At 70.7% G+C, this 21,279-nt stretch carries 21 protein-coding genes and 1 pseudogene; 9 read left to right on the plus strand and 13 right to left on the minus strand.

Features of this window, described 5'->3' with window-relative positions; translation table 11 throughout:
• Positions 1–5: 5 nt before the first annotated feature.
• The 5 genes and pseudogenes from whiA to QQY66_RS50285 form a co-directional block, all read right to left on the minus strand.
• A complete protein-coding gene (gene whiA / locus QQY66_RS10960; protein ID WP_301978959.1) occupies positions 6–989 on the minus strand; it encodes a DNA-binding protein WhiA in 984 nt (327 codons plus the stop codon).
• On the minus strand, positions 980–2,047 hold the full coding sequence (gene yvcK, locus QQY66_RS10965; protein WP_301978961.1) for a uridine diphosphate-N-acetylglucosamine-binding protein YvcK: 1,068 nt from the start codon (positions 2,045–2,047) through the stop codon (positions 980–982). The genes whiA and yvcK overlap by 10 nt, the downstream gene beginning before the upstream one ends.
• Positions 2,044–3,057: an RNase adapter RapZ gene (rapZ, locus tag QQY66_RS10970; protein WP_301978962.1), complete on the minus strand. Its 1,014-nt coding sequence runs from the start codon at positions 3,055–3,057 to the stop codon at positions 2,044–2,046. Before rapZ ends, yvcK begins: the two co-directional genes overlap by 4 nt.
• Positions 3,054–5,093, minus strand: a complete 2,040-nt coding sequence (uvrC, locus tag QQY66_RS10975; RefSeq protein WP_301978963.1) for an excinuclease ABC subunit UvrC — start codon at positions 5,091–5,093, stop codon at positions 3,054–3,056. Before uvrC ends, rapZ begins: the two co-directional genes overlap by 4 nt.
• 53 nt (positions 5,094–5,146) lie before the next feature.
• Positions 5,147–5,447, minus strand: a pseudogene (locus tag QQY66_RS50285) (response regulator transcription factor); the annotation flags it as partial.
• Here QQY66_RS50285 and QQY66_RS10980 point away from each other — a divergent pair.
• From QQY66_RS10980 to QQY66_RS10995, 4 genes are all read left to right on the plus strand, one after another.
• Positions 5,346–5,690 carry a hypothetical protein gene (locus QQY66_RS10980; protein ID WP_367667077.1) on the plus strand — a complete coding sequence of 115 codons (345 nt, stop codon included), beginning with the start codon at positions 5,346–5,348 and terminating at the stop codon, positions 5,688–5,690. The pseudogene QQY66_RS50285 and the gene QQY66_RS10980 sit on opposite strands and share 102 nt — an antisense overlap.
• Before the next feature lie 213 nt (positions 5,691–5,903).
• Complete coding sequence (locus QQY66_RS10985) at positions 5,904–6,851, plus strand: hypothetical protein (RefSeq protein ID WP_301978966.1); 948 nt, start codon at positions 5,904–5,906, stop codon at positions 6,849–6,851.
• 192 nt (positions 6,852–7,043) lie between these two features.
• Entirely contained in the window at positions 7,044–8,096 is a 1,053-nt protein-coding gene (locus QQY66_RS10990) for a LacI family DNA-binding transcriptional regulator (protein WP_301978967.1), read from the plus strand.
• On the plus strand, positions 8,093–9,004 hold the full coding sequence (locus tag QQY66_RS10995; RefSeq protein ID WP_301978969.1) for a carbohydrate kinase: 912 nt from the start codon (positions 8,093–8,095) through the stop codon (positions 9,002–9,004). The genes QQY66_RS10990 and QQY66_RS10995 overlap by 4 nt, the downstream gene beginning before the upstream one ends.
• 55 nt (positions 9,005–9,059) lie before the next feature.
• Here the strand turns inward: QQY66_RS10995 and uvrA are convergent, their stop codons facing one another.
• Positions 9,060–12,089: an excinuclease ABC subunit UvrA gene (gene uvrA / locus QQY66_RS11000; RefSeq protein WP_301978970.1), complete on the minus strand. Its 3,030-nt coding sequence runs from the start codon at positions 12,087–12,089 to the stop codon at positions 9,060–9,062.
• Between the two features lie 224 nt (positions 12,090–12,313).
• Between uvrA and QQY66_RS11005 the strand changes: the two genes are divergently transcribed.
• Together QQY66_RS11005 and QQY66_RS11010 are read left to right on the plus strand one after the other, a co-directional pair.
• Positions 12,314–13,000 (plus strand): maleylpyruvate isomerase family mycothiol-dependent enzyme, encoded by a 687-nt coding sequence (locus QQY66_RS11005; RefSeq protein ID WP_301978972.1) that lies wholly within the window; start codon positions 12,314–12,316, stop codon positions 12,998–13,000.
• 44 nt (positions 13,001–13,044) lie between these two features.
• Positions 13,045–13,695 (plus strand): MBL fold metallo-hydrolase, encoded by a 651-nt coding sequence (locus QQY66_RS11010; protein ID WP_301978973.1) that lies wholly within the window; start codon positions 13,045–13,047, stop codon positions 13,693–13,695.
• A 491-nt stretch (positions 13,696–14,186) separates the two neighbouring features.
• On the opposite strand, the gene QQY66_RS50290 is transcribed toward QQY66_RS11010, so the two are convergent.
• Positions 14,187–14,735, minus strand: coding sequence for an integrase core domain-containing protein (locus QQY66_RS50290; protein ID WP_367667078.1), 549 nt, complete (start codon positions 14,733–14,735; stop codon positions 14,187–14,189).
• On the opposite strand from QQY66_RS50290, the gene QQY66_RS50295 reads away from it, so the two are divergent.
• Positions 14,686–14,811 (plus strand): hypothetical protein, encoded by a 126-nt coding sequence (locus tag QQY66_RS50295; RefSeq protein ID WP_367667104.1) that lies wholly within the window; start codon positions 14,686–14,688, stop codon positions 14,809–14,811. The two genes, QQY66_RS50290 and QQY66_RS50295, sit on opposite strands and share 50 nt — an antisense overlap.
• Before the next feature lie 172 nt (positions 14,812–14,983).
• Here QQY66_RS50295 and QQY66_RS50300 read toward each other — a convergent pair whose 3' ends face one another.
• The 6 genes from QQY66_RS50300 to QQY66_RS11040 form a co-directional block, all read right to left on the minus strand.
• On the minus strand, positions 14,984–15,553 hold the full coding sequence (locus QQY66_RS50300) for an IS3 family transposase (protein WP_367666966.1): 570 nt from the start codon (positions 15,551–15,553) through the stop codon (positions 14,984–14,986).
• 59 nt (positions 15,554–15,612) lie between these two features.
• Positions 15,613–15,996 carry a hypothetical protein gene (locus QQY66_RS11020; protein WP_301978974.1) on the minus strand — a complete coding sequence of 128 codons (384 nt, stop codon included), beginning with the start codon at positions 15,994–15,996 and terminating at the stop codon, positions 15,613–15,615.
• Positions 15,997–16,007: 11 nt separating this feature from the next.
• A complete protein-coding gene (locus QQY66_RS11025) occupies positions 16,008–16,832 on the minus strand; it encodes an ABC transporter permease (RefSeq protein ID WP_301978976.1) in 825 nt (274 codons plus the stop codon).
• Positions 16,832–17,812: an ABC transporter ATP-binding protein gene (locus tag QQY66_RS11030; RefSeq protein ID WP_301978977.1), complete on the minus strand. Its 981-nt coding sequence runs from the start codon at positions 17,810–17,812 to the stop codon at positions 16,832–16,834. The genes QQY66_RS11025 and QQY66_RS11030 overlap by 1 nt, the downstream gene beginning before the upstream one ends.
• Before the next feature lie 169 nt (positions 17,813–17,981).
• Complete coding sequence (locus tag QQY66_RS11035) at positions 17,982–18,650, minus strand: response regulator transcription factor (protein ID WP_301978979.1); 669 nt, start codon at positions 18,648–18,650, stop codon at positions 17,982–17,984.
• The gene (locus QQY66_RS11040) at positions 18,647–19,912 is read right to left on the minus strand and encodes a sensor histidine kinase (RefSeq protein ID WP_301978981.1); all 1,266 of its coding nucleotides are present in this window, start codon (positions 19,910–19,912) and stop codon (positions 18,647–18,649) included. The genes QQY66_RS11035 and QQY66_RS11040 overlap by 4 nt, the downstream gene beginning before the upstream one ends.
• Positions 19,913–20,391: 479 nt before the next feature.
• On the opposite strand from QQY66_RS11040, the gene QQY66_RS11045 reads away from it, so the two are divergent.
• Entirely contained in the window at positions 20,392–20,673 is a 282-nt protein-coding gene (locus QQY66_RS11045; protein WP_301978982.1) for a type II toxin-antitoxin system Phd/YefM family antitoxin, read from the plus strand.
• Positions 20,670–21,080 carry a type II toxin-antitoxin system VapC family toxin gene (locus QQY66_RS11050; protein ID WP_301978984.1) on the plus strand — a complete coding sequence of 137 codons (411 nt, stop codon included), beginning with the start codon at positions 20,670–20,672 and terminating at the stop codon, positions 21,078–21,080. Before QQY66_RS11045 ends, QQY66_RS11050 begins: the two co-directional genes overlap by 4 nt.
• Positions 21,081–21,279 lie beyond the last annotated feature (199 nt).

The following is a 21,279-nucleotide window of genomic DNA, read 5'->3' on the forward strand; positions in this document are numbered from 1 at the left end:
TCGGGTCAGCCGGCGTCGGCCATCTCCTCCGTGAGGCTGGACTCCGTGCCCGGAATGCCGAGGTCCTGGGCGCGCTTGTCGGCCATCGCGAGCAGTCGGCGGATACGGCCCGCCACGGCGTCCTTGGTCAGCGGGGGGTCGGCGAGCGCGCCGAGCTCCTCGAGAGAGGCCTGCTTGTGCTCCATGCGCAGCCGGCCTGCCGCCGCGAGGTGCTCGGGCACGTCGTCGCCGAGGATCTCCAGGGCGCGCTGGACGCGGGCGCCCGCGGCGACGGCCGCGCGCGCGGAGCGGCGCAGGTTGGCGTCGTCGAAGTTGGCGAGCCGGTTCGCCGTGGCCCGGACCTCGCGGCGCATCCGGCGCTCCTCCCAGGCCAGCACCGACTCATGGGCCCCGAGCCGGGTCAACAGGGCGCCGATGGCGTCTCCGTCGCGGACGACGACCCGGTCGACGCCGCGTACCTCACGGGCCTTGGCGGCGATCGACAGACGGCGGGCGGCGCCGACGAGAGCGAGCGCGGCCTCGGGACCCGGGCAGGTCACTTCCAGGGAGGACGAGCGGCCGGGCTCGGTCAGCGAGCCATGGGCCAGGAAGGCGCCGCGCCAGGCCGCTTCGGCATCGCAGGTGGCCCCCGAGACCACCTGCGGGGGCAGGCCGCGGATCGGGCGGCCGCGGCCGTCGACCAGGCCGGTCTGCCGGGCCAGCTGGTCACCGCCGGCGACGACCCGCACGACGTAGCGCGAACCGCGGCGCAGCCCGCCGGGTGCCATCACGATCAGCTCGGAGCTGTGGCCGAAGATGTCCAGGATGTCCCGCTTGAGCCGGCGGGCCGCCATCGCGGTGTCCAGCTCCGCCTCGATCACGATGCGCCCGCTCACCAGATGGAGGCCGCCGGCGAACCGCAGAACGGCGGAGACCTCCGCCTTCCTGCAGCAGGTCCGGGTGACGGGGAGCCGGGAGATCTCATCCTTCACCGCTGCCGTCATCGCCATGGGCCGATCCTTCCATGCATCCGAAAAATACGGTCGTACGCGGCGGCCAGCAGCTCCGGGTCATGCCTGGGGCTGCCGTCCCTCCGGGCCACCGGTGCCAGCTCGACCGCCGCACCGAGCCGCTTGGCGGCCTCGGTGAGTACAGCGCGGTCGGGCACGGCGGCCTCGTCGGCCAGCACCACGTCCAGGGCGAGTTTAGGGGCGTGTCGTCCCAAAACCTCCAAATGACGCTGCGGGGAGAAGCCCTCGGTTTCTCCGGGCTGCGGGGCGAGGTTCAGGGAGAGTACCCGGCGTGCCTTCGTCTGCGTGAGGGCGTCCAGCAGCTCGGGCACGAGCAGATGCGGGATGACCGAGGAGAACCAGGAGCCGGGGCCGAGCACCACCCAGTCCGCGTCGAGGACCGCTTCGACGGCCTCGGGGACGGCGGGCGGGTCGTGCGGTACGACGTGCACGGACTGCACCTCGCCGGGGGTGAGCGCGACGGTGGCCTGGCCGCGGACGGTGTCGACGTCCTCGGGCCGGTCCGGGTCGTGGCCCTTGACCAGGGCCTGGAGCTCCAGCGGTACGGCGGACATGGGCAGCACGCGGCCGTGCGCGCCCAGCAGCTTGCCGACCAGGTCGAGGGCCTGGACATGGTCGCCGAGCTGCTCCCACAGGGCGACGATCAGCAGATTGCCGACCGCGTGGTCGTGCAGGTCGCCCTGTGACTGGAAGCGGTGCTGGATGACGCGGGACCAGGTCTGGCCCCAGTCGTCGTCGCCGCAGAGCGCGGCCAGCGCCTTGCGCAGGTCGCCGGGCGGCAGCACGCCCAGCTCATCGCGCAGGCGCCCGCTGGAACCGCCGTCGTCGGCCACCGTGACGACGGCGGTGAGGTCGCCGGTGATCCGGCGCAGTGCGGCGAGCGAGGCGGACAGGCCCATGCCACCGCCGAGGGCGACGACCTTGGGCTGTGTGCCGCGGCGGCGTGCACGGCCGCCGCGGGCCTCGGCGGGCCGGCCGGCCCGGGCCTCGGGCACGGCCCGGCGCAGCCTGCTCAGCCGCGGTGTACGTCCTGTCATTCCCGTCCCATGTCCCGGTGTACGACCACCGTCTCCACACCCTCGGCCGCGAGACGCGCGGCGAGCTTCTCCGACACGGCGACCGAGCGGTGCTTGCCGCCGGTACAGCCGATGGCGATGGTCACATAGCGCTTGCCCTCACGGCGGTACCCGGCCGCGATCAACCGCAGCAGTTCGGCGTACCGGTCGAGGAACTCCTTGGCGCCGGGCTGGTTGAAGACGTACGCGGCGACCTCCTCGTGGGTGCCGGTGTACGGGCGCAGCTCCGGGACCCAGTGCGGGTTGGGCAGGAAGCGCATGTCCGCGACCAGGTCGGCGTCGACGGGGAGGCCGTACTTGAAGCCGAAGGACATGACGGTGGCCCGCAGCTCCGGCTCCTCCTCGCCGGCGAACTGGGCGTCCATCTTGGCCCGCAGCTCGTGCACGTTGAGGCCGGAGGTGTCGATCACCAGGTCGGCGTCACCGCGCAGCTCGCGCAGCAGTTCACGCTCGGCGGCGATGCCGTCGACGATGCGGCCGTCGCCCTGGAGGGGGTGCGGGCGGCGCACCGACTCGAAGCGGCGGACCAGCGCGTCGTCGGAGGACTCCAGGAAGACGATCCGGCGTGTGACGTGCTTGGCCGCGAGGTCGGCGAGGGACTCGCGGAGGTTGTCGAAGAAGCGCCGGCCGCGGACGTCGACGACGACCGCGATCCGGGCGACATTGCCCTGGGAGCGAGCGCCGAGCTCCACCATGGTGGGGATCAGCGCGGGTGGGAGGTTGTCGACGACGAACCAGCCGAGGTCCTCCAGACACTTGGCGGCTGTCGAGCGGCCGGCCCCGGACATGCCGGAGATGATCACCAGCTCGGGGATGGCCGTCTCGGGGGCCCCGGCGGTGTCGATGCCCGTAGTCACCTGTTCTCCGTCGCTCTGGTCTTCCTGGCCTGTGGCCTGCTGTGCGGGATCCTCGCGTGTTTCCTTGTGCGTCTGATCCCGGTCGGCTGTGGGCTGCTTGTCCTGCTCGCTCATCTCTCCATCCCCCGTCGCTCGTCCGGGGTGCCCGCGGACACGGGCTCCCCCGGGGTGCCCGCCGTCTCGGGCGCCCCGTCTTCCATGTCGTCCATGATCTCTCCGGTCGCCGTGTTCACGGCGGGTGCCGCCGGGGCCGCCTGGGCGAAGGCCACGGCAATGGTCTCGGCCGTCTTGCGACCTATGCCCGGAACCTCACAGATCTGGTCGATTGTCGCGGATCGCAACTTCTTCACCGACCCGAAGTGTTTGATCAGTGCCTGCTTGCGGGTCTCGCCGAGTCCCGGCACATCGTCCAGAGGGCTCGACCGGAAGCGCTTGGCACGCTTGGTGCGCTGATAGGTGATCGCGAAGCGGTGGGCCTCGTCGCGGACCCGCTGGAGCAGATAGAGGCCCTCGCTGGTGCGGGGCAGCACGACGGGGTCGTCCTCGTCCGGCACCCAGACCTCCTCCAGGCGCTTGGCCAGCCCGCACACGGCGATGTCGTCGATGCCCAGCTCCTCCAGGGCCCGCTTGGCGGCAGCGACCTGCGGCCGGCCACCGTCGACGACGACGAGCTGCGGCGGGTAGGCGAAGCGCTTGGGCCGTCCGTTCTCCTCGACGAGGCCGTCCTCCTCGCTCCACTCCCCCGTCTTCTCCTTCTCGGCGAGGTACCGCCTGAAGCGGCGGTTGATCACCTCGTGCATGGAGCGGACGTCGTCCTGGCCCTCGAAGCCCTTGATCTGGAAGCGCCGGTACTCGCTCTTGCGCTGGAGGCCGTCCTCGAAGACGACCATGGAGGCCACGACGTCGTCGCCCTGGAGGTGCGAGATGTCGTAGCACTCGATCCGCAGGGGGGCGCTGTCCAGGTCGAGGGCCTCGGCGATCTCCTCCAGGGCGCGCGAGCGGGTGGTCAGGTCGGAGGCGCGCTTGGTCTTGTGCAGGACGAGTGCCTGCTGGGCGTTGCGCTGCACGGTCTCCATGAGGGCCTTCTTGTCGCCGCGCTGCGGGATGCGCAGGGAGACGATCGAGCCGCGGCGGTCGGTGAGCCACTGCTGGACCGGTTCGACCGGGTCGGGCAGCGCCGGGACAAGGACCTCCTTGGGGACCGCGTCTCCCGTCTCTTCCCCGTAGAGCTGCTGGAGGGCGTGTTCCACCAGGGCGCCGGTGGTGATCTCCTCGACCTTGTCGGTCACCCAGCCGCGCTGGCCGCGCACGCGTCCGCCGCGGACGTGGAAGATCTGCACAGCCGCTTCCAGCTCGTCCTCGGCGACCGCGATGAGGTCGGCGTCGGTCGCGTCGGCGAGCACGACCGCGCTCTTCTCCATGGCCTTCTTCAGAGCCTCGATGTCGTCGCGCAGGCGGGCGGCCCGCTCGTACTCCATCTCCTCGGCCGCCGCCGTCATCTGCTTCTCCAGGCGACGCAGATACGTGCCCGTGCGGCCGGCCATGAAGTCGCTGAACTCCTCGGCGAGTTCGCGGTGCTCCTCGGCGGAGACCCGGCCGACGCAGGGCGCGGAGCACTTGCCGATGTAGCCGAGCAGGCAGGGGCGGCCGGTGCGGGCGGCGTTCTTGAAGACGCCGGCCGAGCAGGTGCGCACGGGGAAGACGCGCAGGAGGAGGTCGACGGTGTCGCGGATCGCCCACGCGTGCCCGTACGGCCCGAAGTAGCGCACGCCCTTCTTCTTGTGGCCGCGCATCACCTGCACGCGCGGGAACTCCTCGTTCATCGTCACGGCGAGGTACGGGTAGCTCTTGTCGTCGCGGTACTTGACGTTGAACCGGGGGTCGTACTCCTTGATCCAGGAGTACTCCAACTGCAGTGCCTCGACCTCCGTGGACACCACGGTCCACTCCACGGACGCGGCCGTGGTGACCATGGTGCGGGTGCGCGGGTGCAGGCCCGCCAGGTCCTGGAAGTAGTTCGCCAGGCGCTGGCGCAGGCTCTTCGCCTTACCGACGTAGATCACCCGGCGGTGCTCGTCACGGAACCTGTACACCCCGGGCGAGTCGGGGATCTGCCCCGGCTTGGGGCGGTAGCTGGAGGGGTCGGCCATGTTTCACACCCTACTGGCGAGGGGTGACAGAGCGACGAGCCTGTGGACAACGCCTACCGGGTCTCGAGAAAGGTCAGGACCGCGAAGACACGGCGGTGGGCGTCGGTGTCCTCCTGGAGGTTCAGCTTGCCCAGGATGCTGCGCACATGCTTCTCGACGGTGCCCTCGGTGACCCACAGATGGCGGCCCGATACCCGCGTTGGAGCGGCCCTCGGCCATGAGGGCGAGCACCTCGCGCTCGTGGGCGCTGAGGTGGGACAGCGGGTCGTCGCGGCGCTGGGCGGAGAACAGCTCGTGCACCAGCAACGGGGCGACGACCGAGCCGCCCCGGTGGATCCGTTCCAGGGCCTCGATGATCAGGCGGCACCGGACGTCGCGCTGGTCGATCTCGATCTCGACGGCGAGAACGGCTTCGACGTGGCCCGGCTGCTGACCGGCAAGGTACCCGCGGTGATCCTGGTCTCGACCCACTTCCGGGAGGACTTCCAGGAGCTCATCGCGGCCAGCCCCGCGCGCGGGTTCCTGCACAAGTCCGCGCTGTCCGCCCACGCGATTCAGGAGGTTCTCGGCAACGACGGCTCCGGCGCGCCGACTTGACGTCGGGGACGGCGGCACGGCCGGGACCGCACCGTCCGTTCCGCGTGAGGTGTTGTCGGGACTTGGTCAACACGCTTCAATGCGGGGGAACTCGGGGCCGTGAACGCAGGCGTACAGATGTGAAGACTTTCCCGGCGCCGACGGGGGTGGCCCCCTGACAGCCTGCGCGAACGGTCTGACCAGCCGTTGGACATTCGACAGAAGGGCCCCTGCATGCCGCACGCCACCCAAGCCGCGGACGTCGCCGCCGCCGAACTGGACACGGCCCTGCGAGGCGGCCCGTTCCACGTCGCGCTGCGCGCCGCGATCGCCGCCCGTGGACTGCCGCTGCAGCGCGTGCAGCACCATCTGTCCCGCTCCGGCGTCAAGGTCGGTGTGACGAGCCTGAGTTACTGGCAGCAGGGGGCACGGCGCCCGCAGCGCCCCGAGTCGCTGCGGGCCGTGCGGGCGCTGGAGGAGATCCTCGGGCTGCCGGAGGAGTCTTTGATCCGGCTGCTCGCCGACCCCGACGAACCCCCCGCCGCGCAGCGGCCCGCCGGCCGCTCCTACCGCTCGTTCGTCGAGGCCTCGGGCGTCCTGGAGCGACTGCTGGCCGACCTCGATTCGCGACCCGAGGGCGGGCTGCATGCCCTCGGGCACCACGAGCGGGTACGGATCGGGGCGCAGCGCGAACTCCAGGGCCGCGAGTCGCACCACATCGTGCGCGCCCACCGGGACGGCGTCGACCGCTTCTTCGCCGTCCACCACGGCGACGAAGGGTGCGCTCCGGAGCGTATGACCGTGCACGCCCTGGAGAACTGCCGCACGGGGCGCGTCCGTTGGGATCACGCTACAGGTGTGCTGGTGGCCGAGCTGCTCTTCGACACCCGGCTGCGGGCCGGCGACACCTTCCTCTTCCGGTACGGCGTCGAGGACGGCACCGCCGGTGTGTCCCGCGAGTACGTCCGCGGGTCCGGGCCGGCGGGCGGCCAGTATGCCCTTCAGGTGCGGTTCGACGAACACGCCCTGCCGGTGCGCTGCCACCGGTTCCATCAGCACTCTCCGGCCGCGCCCCGCAGCGGCCACCAGGAACTGGCGCTCAGCGGACGGCACCACTCGGTGCACATCGTCGAGCCGCGGGTGCGGACGGGGATGGTGGGGATCGGGTGGGGCTGGGAGTGAGGGGGCGGGGCTGACGGTGGGCAGGGCTGAGGGCGGGCAGGGCTGAGGGCGGGCTGTGCTGGGGCCGAGTTTCGGCCGGGTGCTGTTGGTCAGAGTCGCGCGTAAGCGTTTGCGCAAGCGTTTACGTCTGTCGTCGGATGGGATACCTTCCCGGTCGGAGGGCCCGCGCGGGCTCGGGAAGGGGAACGGGAAGTGCCGACCATGGCCGATGTCGCACGGAGCGCCGGCGTGTCCGTGGCGACCGTCTCGCACGTGCTGAACGACACCCGGCCGGTGCTGCCCCACACCCGTCAGGCAGTCATGGACGCCATAGAGGAGCTCGGCTACACGCCGAACACCCTCGCCCGCTCGCTGGTCACGTCCCGCACGCGCTCGATCGGGCTCGCGGTGTCGGCGATCAGCAACCCGTACTTCACGGAGATCCTCCAGGGCGTCGAGGCCGGCGCCCTGGAGCACGGCTACAGCCTGCTCATCGCCGACCCCCACGACGACCCCGGCCACGAGCGCAAGGTCGTCCAACTCCTGCACGAGCGACGCGTGGACGGCATGATCGTCGCCCCCTCCGCGGCCCCGCGTGAACTCCTCGCGTACCTCGACCGGCAGGCCGTACCCACCGTGCTCCTCGACCGGGTGGTCGACGCGGACGGGGCGCCGCGCTTCGACCAGGTCTGCGCCGAGAGTGCGGCACCGACGACGCAGTTGGTCAGTCATCTCGCCGAGCTGGGCCACCGGCGTATCGGTCTGGTCGCGGGCCTGCCCGGGCTCAGCACCACCGCCGAGCGGATCACCGGCTACCGGCACGGCCTCGCTGCCGCCGGGCTCCCGTACGACGAACGCCTCGTCGTGCACGGCGACTCCGAGTCGGCGGGCGCCGAGCGGGCCACCGCTGCCCTGCTGTCCCTCGGCGCACCGCCCAGCGCGCTGGTCACCGCCAACAACACGATGACGCTCGGCGCCCTGCGCGCGCTCCGCGCCCACGGCCGGTCCGTGCCCGACGACATCGCGCTGTGCTGCTTCGACGATTTCGCCTGGGCGGATCTGTTCTCGCCCCGGCTCACCGCGATCGCCCAGCCCAGCAGAGAGATCGGCGCCCAGGCGGTCCGGGTGCTGCTGGACCGCCTCGCCTCGCCGGACCGGCCCGCCCGGACCGTACGGCTCGACTGCACCTTCGTCCACCGCACCTCGTGCGGCTGCGCCGAGCAGCCCGGACAGCCCCGCACGCCCGAGAAAGGAACCGTCTCGTGATCGTCGTCGCCGGTGAGGCCCTGATCGACCTGGTACCGCAGGGCCGGGGCGCCCTCGCGGGCCTGAAGCCGGCGCTCGGCGGCGGCCCCTACAACACGGCGGTCGCCCTCGGCCGCCTCGGCTCCCCCACCGCCTTCTGCTCCCGGACGTCGTACGACGCCTTCGGCGAGGCGCTGCTCGACGGGCTGCGGCAGGCGGGCGTGGACGTGTCGGCCGTGCAGCGCGGCGCCGAGCCGACGACCCTCGCGGTCGCCACGATCGACGGGAACGGGTCGGCCGCCTACTCCTTCTACGTCGAGGGCACCGCCGACCGGCTCTTCGCCGTGCCCGACCGGCTCCCCGAGTCGGCCCGCGCGGTGTCCTTCGGAACCTGCTCGCTCGTCCTGGAGCCGGGCGCGACCGCGTACGAGGAGCTGATGCGCACCGCCTCCGCACAGGGCGTGTTCACCGCGCTCGACCCGAACATCCGCGCCGGACTGATCCCTGATGCGGATGCCTATCGCGCCCGCTTCAAGAGCTGGCTGCCTTCGGTGTCGCTGCTCAAGCTCTCCGAGGAGGACGCCTTGTGGCTGGGCGGCACCCCGCGCGAGTGGCTGGCCGCGGGGCCCTCGGCGGTCGTGATCACGCAGGGCGGCGACGGGCTGACCGCCTTCACCCGGGACGGCGCGGTGCACTCCGTGCCGGGCGAGGTGGTCGACGTCGTCGACACGATCGGCGCCGGCGACACCGTGAACGCGGCCCTGTTGCACGGCCTGTCCGCGTGGGACGCCCTGTCTCCGGAGGCGCTCACGAAGCTGGGCGCCGAGGGCTGGACCCGACTGCTGCGGTTCGCGGCGCGCGCGGCGGCGATCACCTGCTCACAGGCGGGGGCGGAGCCGCCGTACGCCTGTGAGCTGGGTGATCTGTAAGGGCTTCCGGTGCGGTGCCGCCCGGCAGGGAGCCGGGCGGCACCGGTGAGTCCGCTCAGGCCTTGCGGGCCCGGGTCGTCTTCTTCGCGGGCGCGGCCTTCTTGGTGGCGCCGGCCGCCTTCTTGGTCGCCGTGTTGTTGGCGGTCCTGGCCGTGGCCGTCTTCTTGGCGGTCGACTTGGCCGCGACTGTCTTCTGGGCCACCACTCTTCGTGGAGCCGTGACGTCGGCAGCGTCGCTGATGCGGTCGGCGCCGAGGATCTCCTGCAGGAACTTGCCGGTGTGGCTGGTGGGAACTCCGGCGATCTCCTCGGGAGTGCCCTCGGCGACGACGAGACCGCCGCCCGCGCCGCCCTCGGGGCCCATGTCGACAACCCAGTCGGCCGTCTTGATCACGTCGAGGTTGTGCTCGATGACGATGACGGTGTTGCCCTTGTCGACCAGGCCGCCCAGCACTGTCAGCAACTTGCTGATGTCCTCGAAGTGCAGACCCGTCGTCGGCTCGTCCAGGACGTAGACCGTGCGTCCGGTGGAACGCTTCTGGAGCTCGCTGGCAAGCTTCACGCGCTGGGCCTCACCGCCGGACAGGGTGGTCGCGGACTGGCCGAGACGGACGTACCCGAGGCCGACGTCGTGCAGCGTCCTGAGGTGGCGGGCGATCGCGGGGACGGCCTCGAAGAAGTGCAGGGCCTCCTCGATCGGCATGTTGAGGACCTCGGCGATGGACTTGCCCTTGTAGTGGACCTCCAGGGTCTCCCGGTTGTAGCGGGCGCCGTGGCAGACCTCGCACGGGACGTACACGTCCGGGAGGAAGTTCATCTCGATCTTGATCGTGCCGTCGCCCGCGCAGTTCTCGCAGCGACCGCCCTTCACGTTGAACGAGAAGCGGCCGGGCATGTAGCCGCGGACCTTCGCCTCGGTCGTCTCGGCGAACAGCTTGCGGACGTGGTCGAAGACGCCGGTGTACGTCGCCGGGTTCGACCGCGGGGTGCGGCCGATGGGCGACTGGTCGACGTGTACGACCTTGTCGACGAGGTCGTCACCGTCCACGCGCGTGTGCCGCCCCGGAACGCTGCGGGCGCCGTTGAGCTCGCGGGCCAGGTGCGTGTACAGGATGTCGTTGACCAGCGTCGACTTGCCGGAGCCGGACACGCCCGTGACGGCGGTGAACACGCCGAGCGGGAACGAGACGTCGATGTCCTGGAGGTTGTTCTCACGGGCGCCGTGCACCGTGAGCCGGCGCGCCGGGTCGTGCGGACGCCGGATGTCGGGCAGCGGGATGGACTTCTTGCCGGACAGGTACTGCCCGGTCTGCGACTCGGCGTTGTCGAGCAGCTCCTTCAGGGAACCGCTGTGCACGACCTTGCCGCCGTGCTCACCGGCGCCGGGGCCGATGTCGACGATCCAGTCGGCGACCTTGATGGTGTCCTCGTCGTGCTCCACGACGATGAGCGTGTTGCCCATGTCGCGCAGCCGGACGAGGGTCTCGATGAGCCGGTGGTTGTCGCGCTGGTGCAGGCCGATGGACGGCTCGTCGAGGACGTACAGGACACCGACGAGACCGGAGCCGATCTGGGTGGCCAGGCGGATGCGCTGGGCCTCGCCGCCGGAGAGCGTGCCGGCCGCGCGGTTCAGCGAGAGGTAGTCCAGGCCGACGTCGACCAGGAACCGCAGCCGCTCGTTGACCTCCTTCAGCACGCGCTCGGCGATCTTCTTGTCGCGGGCGCTGAGCTTCAGCTCGCCCAGGAAGTCGGCACAGTCACTGATGGACATCGCGGAGACCTCCGCGATCGACTTCTCCATGATCGTGACCGCGAGGACGATCGGCTTCAGGCGCGTGCCCTCACAGGTGGGGCAGGGCACCTCGCGCATATAGCCCTCGAAGCGCTCACGGCTGGCGTCGCTCTCGGCCTCGCTGTGCCTGCGCTTGACGAAGGGGACAGCGCCTTCGAAGGGCGTCGTGTACACGCGCTCGCGGCCGTACCTGTTTCGGTACCGGACCTCGATCTGCGTCTTGTGGCCGTACAGAAGTGCCTTCTTGGCGCGCTGCGGGAGCCCTGCGAAGGGGATGTCCGTCCGGAATCCCAACGCATCCGCGAGAGCGCCGATCAGGCGGCCGAAGTAGTCCTTGGTGTGGCCGTGCGACCAGGGGTGGATGGCGCCCTCGTCGAGGGACTTGTCCTCGTCCGGGACGATCAGCTCGGGGTCGACCTCCATGCGCGTGCCGATGCCGGTGCACTCGGGGCAGGCGCCGAAGGGCGAGTTGAAGGAGAAGGAGCGGGGCTCCAGCTCCTCGAAGGACAGGTCGTCGTACGCGCAGTACAGGTGCTCCGAGTACATGCGCTCGCGCTCGGGGTCGTCCTCGGGGAGGTCGACGAAGTCGAGCACGACCATGCCGCCGGAGAGGGCGAGCGCGGTCTCGACGGAGTCGGTGAGGCGGCGCTTGGCGGAGTCCTTCACCGTGAGGCGGTCGACGACCACCTCGATGGTGTGCTTCTCCTGCTTCTTCAGCGTGGGCGGGTTGGAGAGCTGGATGGTCTCGCCGTCCACCCGCGCGCGGGAGTAGCCCTTGGTCTGGAGATCGGCGAAGAGGTCGACGAACTCGCCCTTGCGCTCGCGCACCAGCGGCGACAGCACCTGGAAGCGGCTCCCCTCCGGCAGCTCCAGGACCTTGTCGACGATGGCCTGCGGCGACTGCCGCGTGATCGGGCGGCCGCACTCGGGGCAGTGCGGCTTGCCGATGCGGGCGAAGAGCAGGCGCAGGTAGTCGTAGACCTCGGTGATGGTGCCGACCGTGGAGCGCGGGTTGCGCGAGGTCGACTTCTGGTCGATCGAGACGGCCGGGGACAGGCCCTCGATGAAGTCGACGTCCGGCTTGTCCATCTGCCCGAGGAACTGGCGGGCGTACGAGGACAGCGACTCCACATACCGCCGCTGGCCCTCCGCGAAGATGGTGTCGAAGGCCAGCGAGGACTTGCCCGACCCCGACAGGCCCGTGAAGACGATGAGCGAGTCGCGTGGCAGGTCGAGCGAGACATTCTTGAGATTGTGCTCGCGCGCGCCACGGACGATGAGACGGTCGGCCACGCCGGTCCGCACCTTTCTTGAGAGAAGTGACAGGGGCGAGGCCCCCGTGCTTTCTCAGACTAGGGGGAGCCACTGACAACGCCGGGTCGGATTCTCGAAGGCATAACAATCCCGGGCCATCCAGCATGCCCGACGCCGCCCCCGACGATATAGCACGGGCTTTCGATTTACGGCACACGTTCACCACCTTCACCCAAAGGTGTGGCGGGGCTAGGGTCAGCACCATGATTGATCACGCTCGTGACCTGGTGTCTGTACGTGACGCGACGGAGCGGCTGCTCAGCGCAGCCGTCAAGCTGGACGACGCGGCGGTGACCGAGCCGTCACGGCTCACCGGTTGGACCCGTGGCCATGTCCTCGCCCACCTCGCCCGCAATGCGGACGCCCTCGTGAACGTACTCCAAGGCCTGCCCATGTACGTCTCCGGCGAGGCCCGGGACGCCGACATCGAGCGGGACGCCCCGCGCCCCCTCGACCTCCAGCTCGCCGACGTGCGGGACAGCGCCGCTCGCTTCCAGGAGGCGGGGGCCGCGCCCGCGGACTGGTCGCGCACGGTGGAGCTGCGGGGCGGAGTGACCGACTCGGCGTCCCGGGTGCCGTTCCGGCGGTGGGTCGAGGTGGAGCTGCACCATGTGGACCTCGGGATCGGGTACGAGCTGGAGGATCTGCCGGAGGAGTTCGTCGAGCGGGAGATCGACTTCCTCGCGGCGCGGTTCACGAGCCACGCCGACGTGCCGCGCACCCGCCTGACGAACGGCACGCGCGCGTGGAGCACGGGCCGGGAGGCCGATGCACCGGCCGTCACCGTCACGGGCAGCAGGCCCGACCTGCTCGGCTGGCTCGCCGGGCGCCGGGACGGCTCCGGGCTGACCGCGGACGGTGGTCCACTGCCTGCGCTGCCCCCGCTGTAGGCCGCGGTCGGTTCTCGGGCACCTCCCCGCTATAGGCTGCCGCCATGACGTACAGCGGAGAGGTGACGGTCGGCGGCCCGGCGGACGTGCACGAGCTGACGGACCTGATGATCACCAAGATCGCGGTCGGTCCGATGAACAACAACTGCTATCTGCTGCGCTGCCGGGCCACGGACGAGCAGCTGCTGATCGACGCCGCCAACGACGCGGAGACGCTGATCGGCATGATCGGTGACGACGGCATCGCGTCCGTCGTCACCACGCATCAGCACGGGGACCACTGGCAGGCGCTCGCCGAGGTCGTCGCGGCCACCGGCGCCCGCACCTACGCCGGCCGGGACGACGCCGACGGCATCCCCGTGCCGACCGACGTCCTGGTCGACGACGGCGACACCATCCGGGTGGGACGCGTGGAACTCACCGCGCGCCACCTGGTCGGGCACACGCCGGGCTCCATCGCCCTGGTCTACGACGACCCGCACGGACATCCCCACGTCTTCACCGGCGACTGCCTCTTCCCTGGAGGTCCTGGGCGGACAACACGTCCCGAGGACTTCAAGTCGTTGATGTCGGGCCTGGAGGCGAAGGTCTTCGCGCTCCCGGACGAGACCTGGATCTACCCGGGCCACGGCAACGACACCACGCTCGGCGCCGAGCGGCCTCACCTAGGCGAGTGGCGCGAGCGGGGCTGGTAGGTCGGCGGCATCGCCACCCCGGTGGCCCCTGGGGAATAGCCGCGTCTCTGGCAGTCGGTCGGGGTCAGCGGCCACCGCACGAAAACGGTCAGCCGAAGAGCCCCGTACCCGCCGCGATGGCCGCCTGGACAGCTGCATCGGCACCCGCCGCCGCAGCTGCGGGCAGGGCGGGCGTGACGATGCGTGCGATTCGACGCATGATCCTGCGGCCCCGAGTCGGCTCGGCTCCTTCGCTCTCAAGGGTGTCGATCTCCTCGGCGAGCCCACGCCTTGGTTGACGGTCTGGGTGTTGCCGCCGCCCGTGGCGAGGTTGTTGCCGGTCTTACGGGCCTCCGGTATGTCGCCCTGTTGCTGTGTACCTGTCGATGGAGCAGCCGCCGGCTCCCATGGCGACTCGGCCGGTTTCTCCACTGGTGTCACGGCGCCGGTCTGATCCGGGTGGCCGGGATCGCCTACCAGTTCCGACACCGAGAATTACAGGACTACCTCGCTCACCACGCCAGGTGACAACGACCGGTTACCACGTACACCAGGGTCGTCCGCGGGGGCGGCAGGGCCGAGCGAAGGCGTGTTCGTCGGGGAAGCCGGAGTCGTAGTCGGCGTACCCCTGGAGCATTTGAGTGTGGGCATGGCCGTACTGGAGGGAGGCGGCGATCAGTCCGCGGGGGCGGCGCCGGATGAACCAGGCGAGGGTGCGGCGGAAGCGGCTGGCCGTGAGCCGTGTTGGGTGCCAAAAGTCCCGCACATGCGTTGAGCTGGGCGTTCGCCAGACTGTCGTGATCTTCGTCAGGCTGTGTCGCGGTACTCGTGGATGAGTCCGTTGAGGACGTCGTGGCGCTGGATGTGTTGGGCGGGGAAGGGGATGACGTCCGGATCGTCGGCTGGTGCGCAAGGTGCAGGGCCCGGTGCGGCCTTCCGGAGTTGTAGTGCGCGGCGTATTCGGCGAGGACACGCCGTGCGTGTTGCTCGTTGTAGATCAGCATCCGGTCGGTGCACTCGGCCCGCACGCTGCGGATGAACCTCTCCACGTGGGCGTTCATCTGCGGTGTCTGTGGCGCGCTCTTCAGGATCTCGATGCCGTCGGCGGTGAAGACGGCGTCGAACGCCTGGGTGTAGCGGCTGTCGCGGTCGCGTAGCAGGTAGCGGAAGCCGGCGGCGCGGTCTGCGAGGTTGGCGAGGAGGTTCCTCGAGAGCTGGGTGGCCCAGGCTGCGGTCGGGTGGGCGGTGACGCCGAGGATGTGCACGGTGCGGGTGCCGACCTCCATGACCACGAAGGCGTACAGCCTGGTCAGCCGGCGGTGTCCACGTGGAAGAAGTCGGCGGCGAGCAGACCGGAGGCCTGGGCGCGTACGAACTCGCGCCAGGTCGGGGCGCCGCGGCTTCGTCTGGGTGCGGGGCCGAGGCCGGCGCTGCGCAGGATGCGTCGGATGGTGGAGGCGCCGACGCGGTGGCCCAGGCGCCGCAGCTCGCCCTGGATACGGGTTGAGCCCCAGGTCGGGTTCTCGCGGGCCAGGCGCAGGATCAGGGCGGTGAGTTCCTCGGAGATCGGCGGGCGGCCGGTCCGTGCGGGTTTCTGCTTCCACTTCCAGCGCAGTAGTCGCCGGTGCCAGGTGAGCAGGGTGCCGGGTGTGAACAGGCGGTGTCGGCGCAGCCGGGAGGGTAGGTGCCGGGCGAGGGCGGCGAGCACTGCGCGGTCCGGCCAGGTGAGGTGTGGCCGGACGCCGAGCTGGCGGCGCAGCACCGCGTTCTCGTGGCGCAGCGCGAGCAGCTCGGCGTCCTTGGTCTGCTGCGAGCGGGAGAGCAGCAGGAGCAGTCCGAGGAGTCGGAGGAAGACCAGGTAGAGCATGCGCAATGCCATGGGGTGCGAGCTTGTCGTGATCGCCCGGAGTCGCAAAGTGCCTGGTCAGATGCTGTACGTCACTTCTGGAACCCTACACGCAGGACGTACGTCCTGCGGCCCGGACAGGAAGCACGTCGACGCTCTTCGGGACAGCCCTCGTGGACCGAACACTGGGCCACGCGGAGCGGCGTGACCGGGCCGGCGCCCGAGCCGACCACCGGCTCCTCACCGCGATGGACGGATTCCAGCAGATCGACGCTGACGAAGTCGGCGAGTCCGGGGACAGCCACCTCTGTCATCTCCCGCGCCGTGCGAGCCACGTCGAGCGTGGTGCCGATGTGTGTGCTCGCCGCGTTCAGCGTGGTCAGCCGCTCCCGGGCCCGGTGCTGCCCGGTGACGTCGAACGTCGCGGTGAGAGCACCCTGCATCTGCCCCGCCGAGTCCTTGAGAGGCGAGATCATGAGGCACTCTCTCAGGCGTCCCGCCGCTTCAGCTGCCACGCTGCCGCACCCAGCAGCACGGCCAGGAAACCGGCGAACACGGCCAGGCCCGCCGCCGGAGAGAGCAGGTCCGAGCCGGGGGACACGGTCATGAAGGCGGAGCCGGCGTTGGAGGGGAAGTACGGGCCGATCGCGTCGTTCCAGCTGTCCGGGAGCGCGACCTGCATCAGGCCGGGCAGCAGCCAGATCGAGGCGAACAGGGTGGTCACCGCGCCCGCGGTGTTGCGCAGCAGGGCGCCAAGCGCCATGCCCAGAAGTCCGATACCGGTCAGGTAGACGACGGTGCCGATGACCGCGCGCAGGACGCCGGGGTCGGTGAGGGACGCGCCGTCGGAGCCGAGGATGGCCTGCCCGCCGAAGAAGGCGCCGAAGACCGCGACCGCGCCGACCGCGAGGACGACCCCGGCGAACACCGCCGCCTTGGCCCAGAGCACCGGCAGCCGGCGGGGCACCGCGGCGAGGGTGGAGCGGATCAGGCCGGTGCTGTACTCGCCGGCGGTGAGCAGGACCCCGAGGGTGCCGATGACGAGCTGGGCCAGCTGCGTACCGGCCAGGCTGATGTCGGTCGGGTCGGTGGCCCCTTCGCCAGGGCCTTCGAAGGTGCCGCCGCCCGAGGTGACCGAGGCGGCGATCAGCCCGAAGGCGACCAGTGCGACCACGGCCCCGAGCAGGGTGTAGGCCGTGGACCGCAGCGACCAGAACTTGATCCACTCGGATCTGAACACCCGTCGCGTGGTGACGCGCAGATCGCGGCGCTCGGGGCGTGCTGTCAGGTCCGGTGCGATGGCGGTGGTCATCAGGCGGCCCTCCCGGCCTCGGCGAGCTCGTCGCCAGGGGTGCCCGGCGAAGCGCTGGCCCTGTTCGTGGGACTGGTCGTGGTGGCGTGGTACTCGACGGCGTCCCGGGTCATCTCCATGAACGCCTCCTCCAGTGACGCCTGCTGCGGGAACAACTCGTGCAGGGTGAAGCCCGATTCCGCGGCGTGGTCACCGATCTGATCGGTCGTCAGCCCGGTGATCTCCAGGGCTCCGGGCTCGAGGCTAGTGATCGTGACATCCGGCCCGGCCAGCTGGTCCCGGAGCTGCGCGGCCTGCGGCGAGCGCACGCGTACGGTGTTGCGGGCCGCCCGCGCGGTGAACTCGGCCACCGACACGTCGGCGATCAGGCGTCCGCGGCCGACCACGATGAGATGTTCGGCGGTGAGTGCCATCTCGCTCATCAGGTGCGAGGAGACGAAGACGGTCCGGCCCTTCTCGGCCAGCCCCTTCAGCAGGTTGCGGATCCAGAGGATGCCCTCCGGGTCGAGGCCGTTGACGGGCTCGTCCAGCATGACCACCCGGGGGTCGGCGAGCAGCGCCGAGGCGATGCCGAGGCGCTGGCCCATGCCGAGGGAGAAACCGCCCGCCCGCTTGCGGGCGACCTCGCTCAGGCCGACGAGGTCGATCACTTCCTCGACCCGTCGGCGCGGGACGCCGGTGGTGGCGGCCATCGCCCACAGGTGGCTGAACGCGGACCGGCCCTGGTGGATGGACTTGGCTTCCAGCAACGCGCCGATCTCGTGCAGCGGCGCCCGGTGTTCGGCGTAGGGGCGTCCGTTCACGGTCGCGGTGCCGGCGGTCGGCCGGTCGAGGCCGAGGATCATGCGCATGGTGGTGGACTTGCCGGCGCCGTTGGGTCCGAGGAAGCCGGTGACGATGCCCGGCCGGACCGAGAAGGTGAGCGAGTCGACGGCGGTCTTGTCGCCGTAGCGCTTCGTCAGGTTCGTTACTTCAATCATGGGGTCCAGACTGCCGACCGTGGATCTCCAGGTCGTCAGCCCGGCGCGGACACTTGGCCCTCCCATGCCCGTGGTACGGAGCTACTCCGGGCGCTGTATGACCACGGGTCGCGGACAGGCCCCCAGGAGGAGCGGCCCCCGCCGCACGTCCGCCCAGGGTCTGGCGCGGTCACTGCGGAGCGCGAGCCAGGCCCGTCTGGTAGGCGATGACGACGAGTTGGGCCCGGTCCCGTGCGCCGAGCTTCGTCATCGCCCGGTTGACGTGGGTCTTGGCGGTGGACGTCGAGACGTACAGCCGCTCGGCGATGTCGTCGTTGGACAGGCCCGTGGCGACCAGGCCCAGCACCTCGCGCTCCCGCCCGGTCAGCGCGTCGAGCTGAGCCGTGGTGGCGGCGGGCCGGTCCTCGGGGGACGCCATGAACCGGGCGATCAGGCCCTGGGTAGCCTTCGGCGACAACAGCGCCTCACCGCCCGCCACGGTCCGGATCGCGGCCAGCAGTTCCACCGGCTCGACGCCCTTGCCCAGGAAACCGCTGGCCCCGGCGCGCAGCGCCTTGAAGACGTACTCGTCGATCTCGAAGGTCGTGAGGATCAGCACCCGAACCCCGGCGAGGTCCTCGTCGGCGGTGATCTCCCGGGTGGCGGCGAGGCCGTCGAGCTCCGGCATCCGGATGTCCATCAGCACGACGTCCGCGCGGGTTCTGCGGGCGAGTTCGACGGCCTCCCGGCCGGTCGCGGCCTCGCCCACCACCTCCAGGTCGGGCGCCGCGTCGATGAGCACCCGGAAACCGGCGCGGATCAGGTTCTGGTCATCGGCCAGCAGGACCCGGATGGTCATCCGTCGTCTCCTTCTCCGGATGTTTCTCCGGGTTGCTTCCCCGGACGCCGTCCGGGAGGTGCTCCATCGCCGGCGGTGGCGGCGGGAGGCAGGGGCATCACAGCCCGTACGGTGAAACCGGTGTCGGGCCCGGGGCCAGCCTCGAAGCTGCCGCCGACGGCGATCGCGCGCTCGCGCATGCCCAGGATGCCGCGCCCGCCGCCGTACGCGTCCGTCCGGGTCGCCGTGCCGCCGCCTCCTTCGTCGCGGATCCGGACGACCAGCCGGTCGGGCGCGTACTCGACACCGACCCGCGCGGAGGAACTCCCGCTGTGCTTGTGCACGTTGGTGAGCGACTCCTGCACGATCCGGTACGCCGCCAGGTCGACCGCTGAGGGCAGCGGGCGCGGACGCCCGGAGAGCGTCCAGGCCACCTGCAGGCCCGCCGCGGCGAACGAGGCGACGAGCTCGTCCAGCCCGTCGAGGCCCCGGGTGGGCTCGACGGGGGCCTCTGGGTCATCGTCCCGGCGCAGTACGCCGAGCAGCGCGCTGAGTTCCTCCAGCACGCTCCGGCTGGCCTGGCGTACCAGGGCGAGCGACTCCTCCGCCACGTCCGGGTCGGTGCGGAGCGTGTGCCCGGCCACCCCGGTCTGGACGCTGATCACGGCGATGTGGTGGGCGGCCACGTCGTGCAGCTCCCGGGCGATCCGAAGCCGCTCCTCGGTGACCCGGCGGGCCGCCTCCTCCTCGCGGCTCTGCTCGGCGCGACGGGCCCGCTCCTCCAGCAGGACGACGTACGCCCGTCTGCTTCGGACCGCGTCTCCGGCGGCCACCGCCATGCCGATCCACACCACCAGGTTCTGGGTCCCGGGGCCGGACCAGGCCCACCCCGAGGTGGCCAGGGAAGTGAAGCCGAAGACGAACGCGGCGGCGGCCCCGGCCGTCCAGGCGGTCCGGCGGTCGGTGCGCACGGCGACGGTGAACGCGGCGATCACCGGAGCGCCGAGGGACGCGCTCTGGGCATCCGAGACGATCATGGAGATGCAGGAGATCCCGGTGGTGACGGCCAGCACCGCCAACGGCCACCGTCGCCGGACGACCAGCGCGCCGCAGGCCAGCGTGGCCAGCACCGCGACGGTGACGGTCAGCGGGACCCGCTGCGGCGGGTCGCCGGGGACGATCGGCGCCAACAGGCTGGCTGTGTACAGCGCCGCGGCGAGCATCCCGTCCACGACGAGCGGATGCGCCCGCGCGGTCTGGCGCCAGGCTGCGGGACCGGTCATGCGGCAACCGTACGTGCAGCCGCCTGACCCGGCGTCCACCGACGGTGGTACGCCTGCCTACCGCATCCGTGGCAGGCGGCCCCCACAAGGGCCCGCCGCCCGGCTTCGCGGCACCCGCACGCCCGCCCCACGCTGACCGGCGGTTCGGTCCCGGCCTGAACCAGCAGCGTGCTCGGCCTTCTCCCCACCCACGATGGCGCGGTGCATGGCGGGCCGGCTCGTGTCACCCTCATCGCGACGTGCCCGCCCTCGCGGCGGTGCACGACGCCGGGCTGCACGGCCAAGTACGGCATTGACGCCATGCTCAGCGCCACCTCCCTCTCGGCACCTGGGCCAGTCACAACCCTGGCTTCCGATCCGGAGAACCTCACGGCGCTGTGCTGTGGGCAGGTGGCCGTGATCAAAGTCTGATCCCACCCATAGAAGAGCTGTCTCGTTCCACCTTCCCATTGTGCACATTTTTTGTGTACATTTACGAGATGGAGACCATCCCGCTTGGAGAGCTGAACCACCATCCGTCGAAAGTCACAGCGAGGGTTCGCGCAGGTGAAACGCTCGTCGTCACTGAGCACGGCAAGCCTGTCATCCGCATGTCCCCCGCCGAACAGCCCACGTCGGCCCTGGACCAGCTGATGGCGACCGGCCAGGTGCGTCGTGCGGTGAATCCGGGCGCGCTGCCCGAGCTGATCAGTGATCTGGACGTGCTGCCTTCGCTGTCGGATGCGCTGATCGCCGAGCGCGAGCGGGAGCGCAGGCGTTGAGTCTCTACTACCTGGACACCTGCGTTCTGCTGAAGTTTGTACAGCAGGAGGCAGAGACGCAGGCCCTTCGCAGCTGGCGGGCAGGGCTGGGCGTCGACGGTCGTCTCGTGACCTCCCAGCTGGCTGGGGTTGAGATCGCACGCACGTTCCGGCGAGCTGGTGTCGATCGGCAGCGAGTGCCGTTCCTGGTCGGCAATACGCTCACCGGGACAGACCAGATCATCCTCAGTGACGACGTCCTGGCCCGCGCCGCCGGCTTCGAGGTGCAAAGACTCGGCACTCCAGACGCCATTCACCTGGCAACAGCCGCCCCACTGCACCGAGAGCTGGACGGTTTCGTCACCTACGACAAAGAGCTGACGGACGCTGTCACAGCACTCGGACTGCCGCCTCTCGCACCCGCATGACGGAGCCGGAGCAACTCGCCCGCCCAACGGACCTGTCAAGCCCACCACGGCAGTAGTCAGCCGAAGGATGACTACTGCCCGTCGAGGCGCGCCGTGGCCCCGCGGACAGGATCCGTCTGTTCGGCGGTACTCCGACATCCGGCACCGTGCGTCCGGAAGAGCTACTCCTCGTCCTGCTGGTCAGACTCGGGCGGCTGGT

It is taken from the genome of Streptomyces sp. DG2A-72, assembly GCF_030499575.1.
GTDB lineage: Bacteria > Actinomycetota > Actinomycetes > Streptomycetales > Streptomycetaceae > Streptomyces.

Excerpts from the sequence above, each read along its gene's own strand:
- whiA (WP_301978959.1), bottom strand. The coding sequence starts at position 989 with ATGGCGATGACGGCAGCGGTGAAGGATGAGATCTCCCGGCTCCCCGTC.
- yvcK (WP_301978961.1), bottom strand. The coding sequence starts at position 2,047 with ATGACAGGACGTACACCGCGGCTGAGCAGGCTGCGCCGGGCCGTGCCC.
- rapZ (WP_301978962.1), bottom strand. The coding sequence starts at position 3,057 with ATGAGCGAGCAGGACAAGCAGCCCACAGCCGACCGGGATCAGACGCAC.
- uvrC (WP_301978963.1), bottom strand. The coding sequence starts at position 5,093 with ATGGCCGACCCCTCCAGCTACCGCCCCAAGCCGGGGCAGATCCCCGAC.
- QQY66_RS10985 (WP_301978966.1), top strand. The coding sequence starts at position 5,904 with ATGCCGCACGCCACCCAAGCCGCGGACGTCGCCGCCGCCGAACTGGAC.
- QQY66_RS11005 (WP_301978972.1), top strand. The coding sequence starts at position 12,314 with ATGATTGATCACGCTCGTGACCTGGTGTCTGTACGTGACGCGACGGAG.
- QQY66_RS11010 (WP_301978973.1), top strand. The coding sequence starts at position 13,045 with ATGACGTACAGCGGAGAGGTGACGGTCGGCGGCCCGGCGGACGTGCAC.
- QQY66_RS50290 (WP_367667078.1), bottom strand. The coding sequence starts at position 14,735 with ATGAACGCCCACGTGGAGAGGTTCATCCGCAGCGTGCGGGCCGAGTGC.
- QQY66_RS50300 (WP_367666966.1), bottom strand. The coding sequence starts at position 15,553 with ATGGCATTGCGCATGCTCTACCTGGTCTTCCTCCGACTCCTCGGACTG.
- QQY66_RS11020 (WP_301978974.1), bottom strand. The coding sequence starts at position 15,996 with ATGATCTCGCCTCTCAAGGACTCGGCGGGGCAGATGCAGGGTGCTCTC.
- QQY66_RS11025 (WP_301978976.1), bottom strand. The coding sequence starts at position 16,832 with ATGACCACCGCCATCGCACCGGACCTGACAGCACGCCCCGAGCGCCGC.
- QQY66_RS11030 (WP_301978977.1), bottom strand. The coding sequence starts at position 17,812 with ATGATTGAAGTAACGAACCTGACGAAGCGCTACGGCGACAAGACCGCC.
- QQY66_RS11035 (WP_301978979.1), bottom strand. The coding sequence starts at position 18,650 with ATGACCATCCGGGTCCTGCTGGCCGATGACCAGAACCTGATCCGCGCC.
- QQY66_RS11040 (WP_301978981.1), bottom strand. The coding sequence starts at position 19,912 with ATGACCGGTCCCGCAGCCTGGCGCCAGACCGCGCGGGCGCATCCGCTC.
- QQY66_RS11045 (WP_301978982.1), top strand. The coding sequence starts at position 20,392 with ATGGAGACCATCCCGCTTGGAGAGCTGAACCACCATCCGTCGAAAGTC.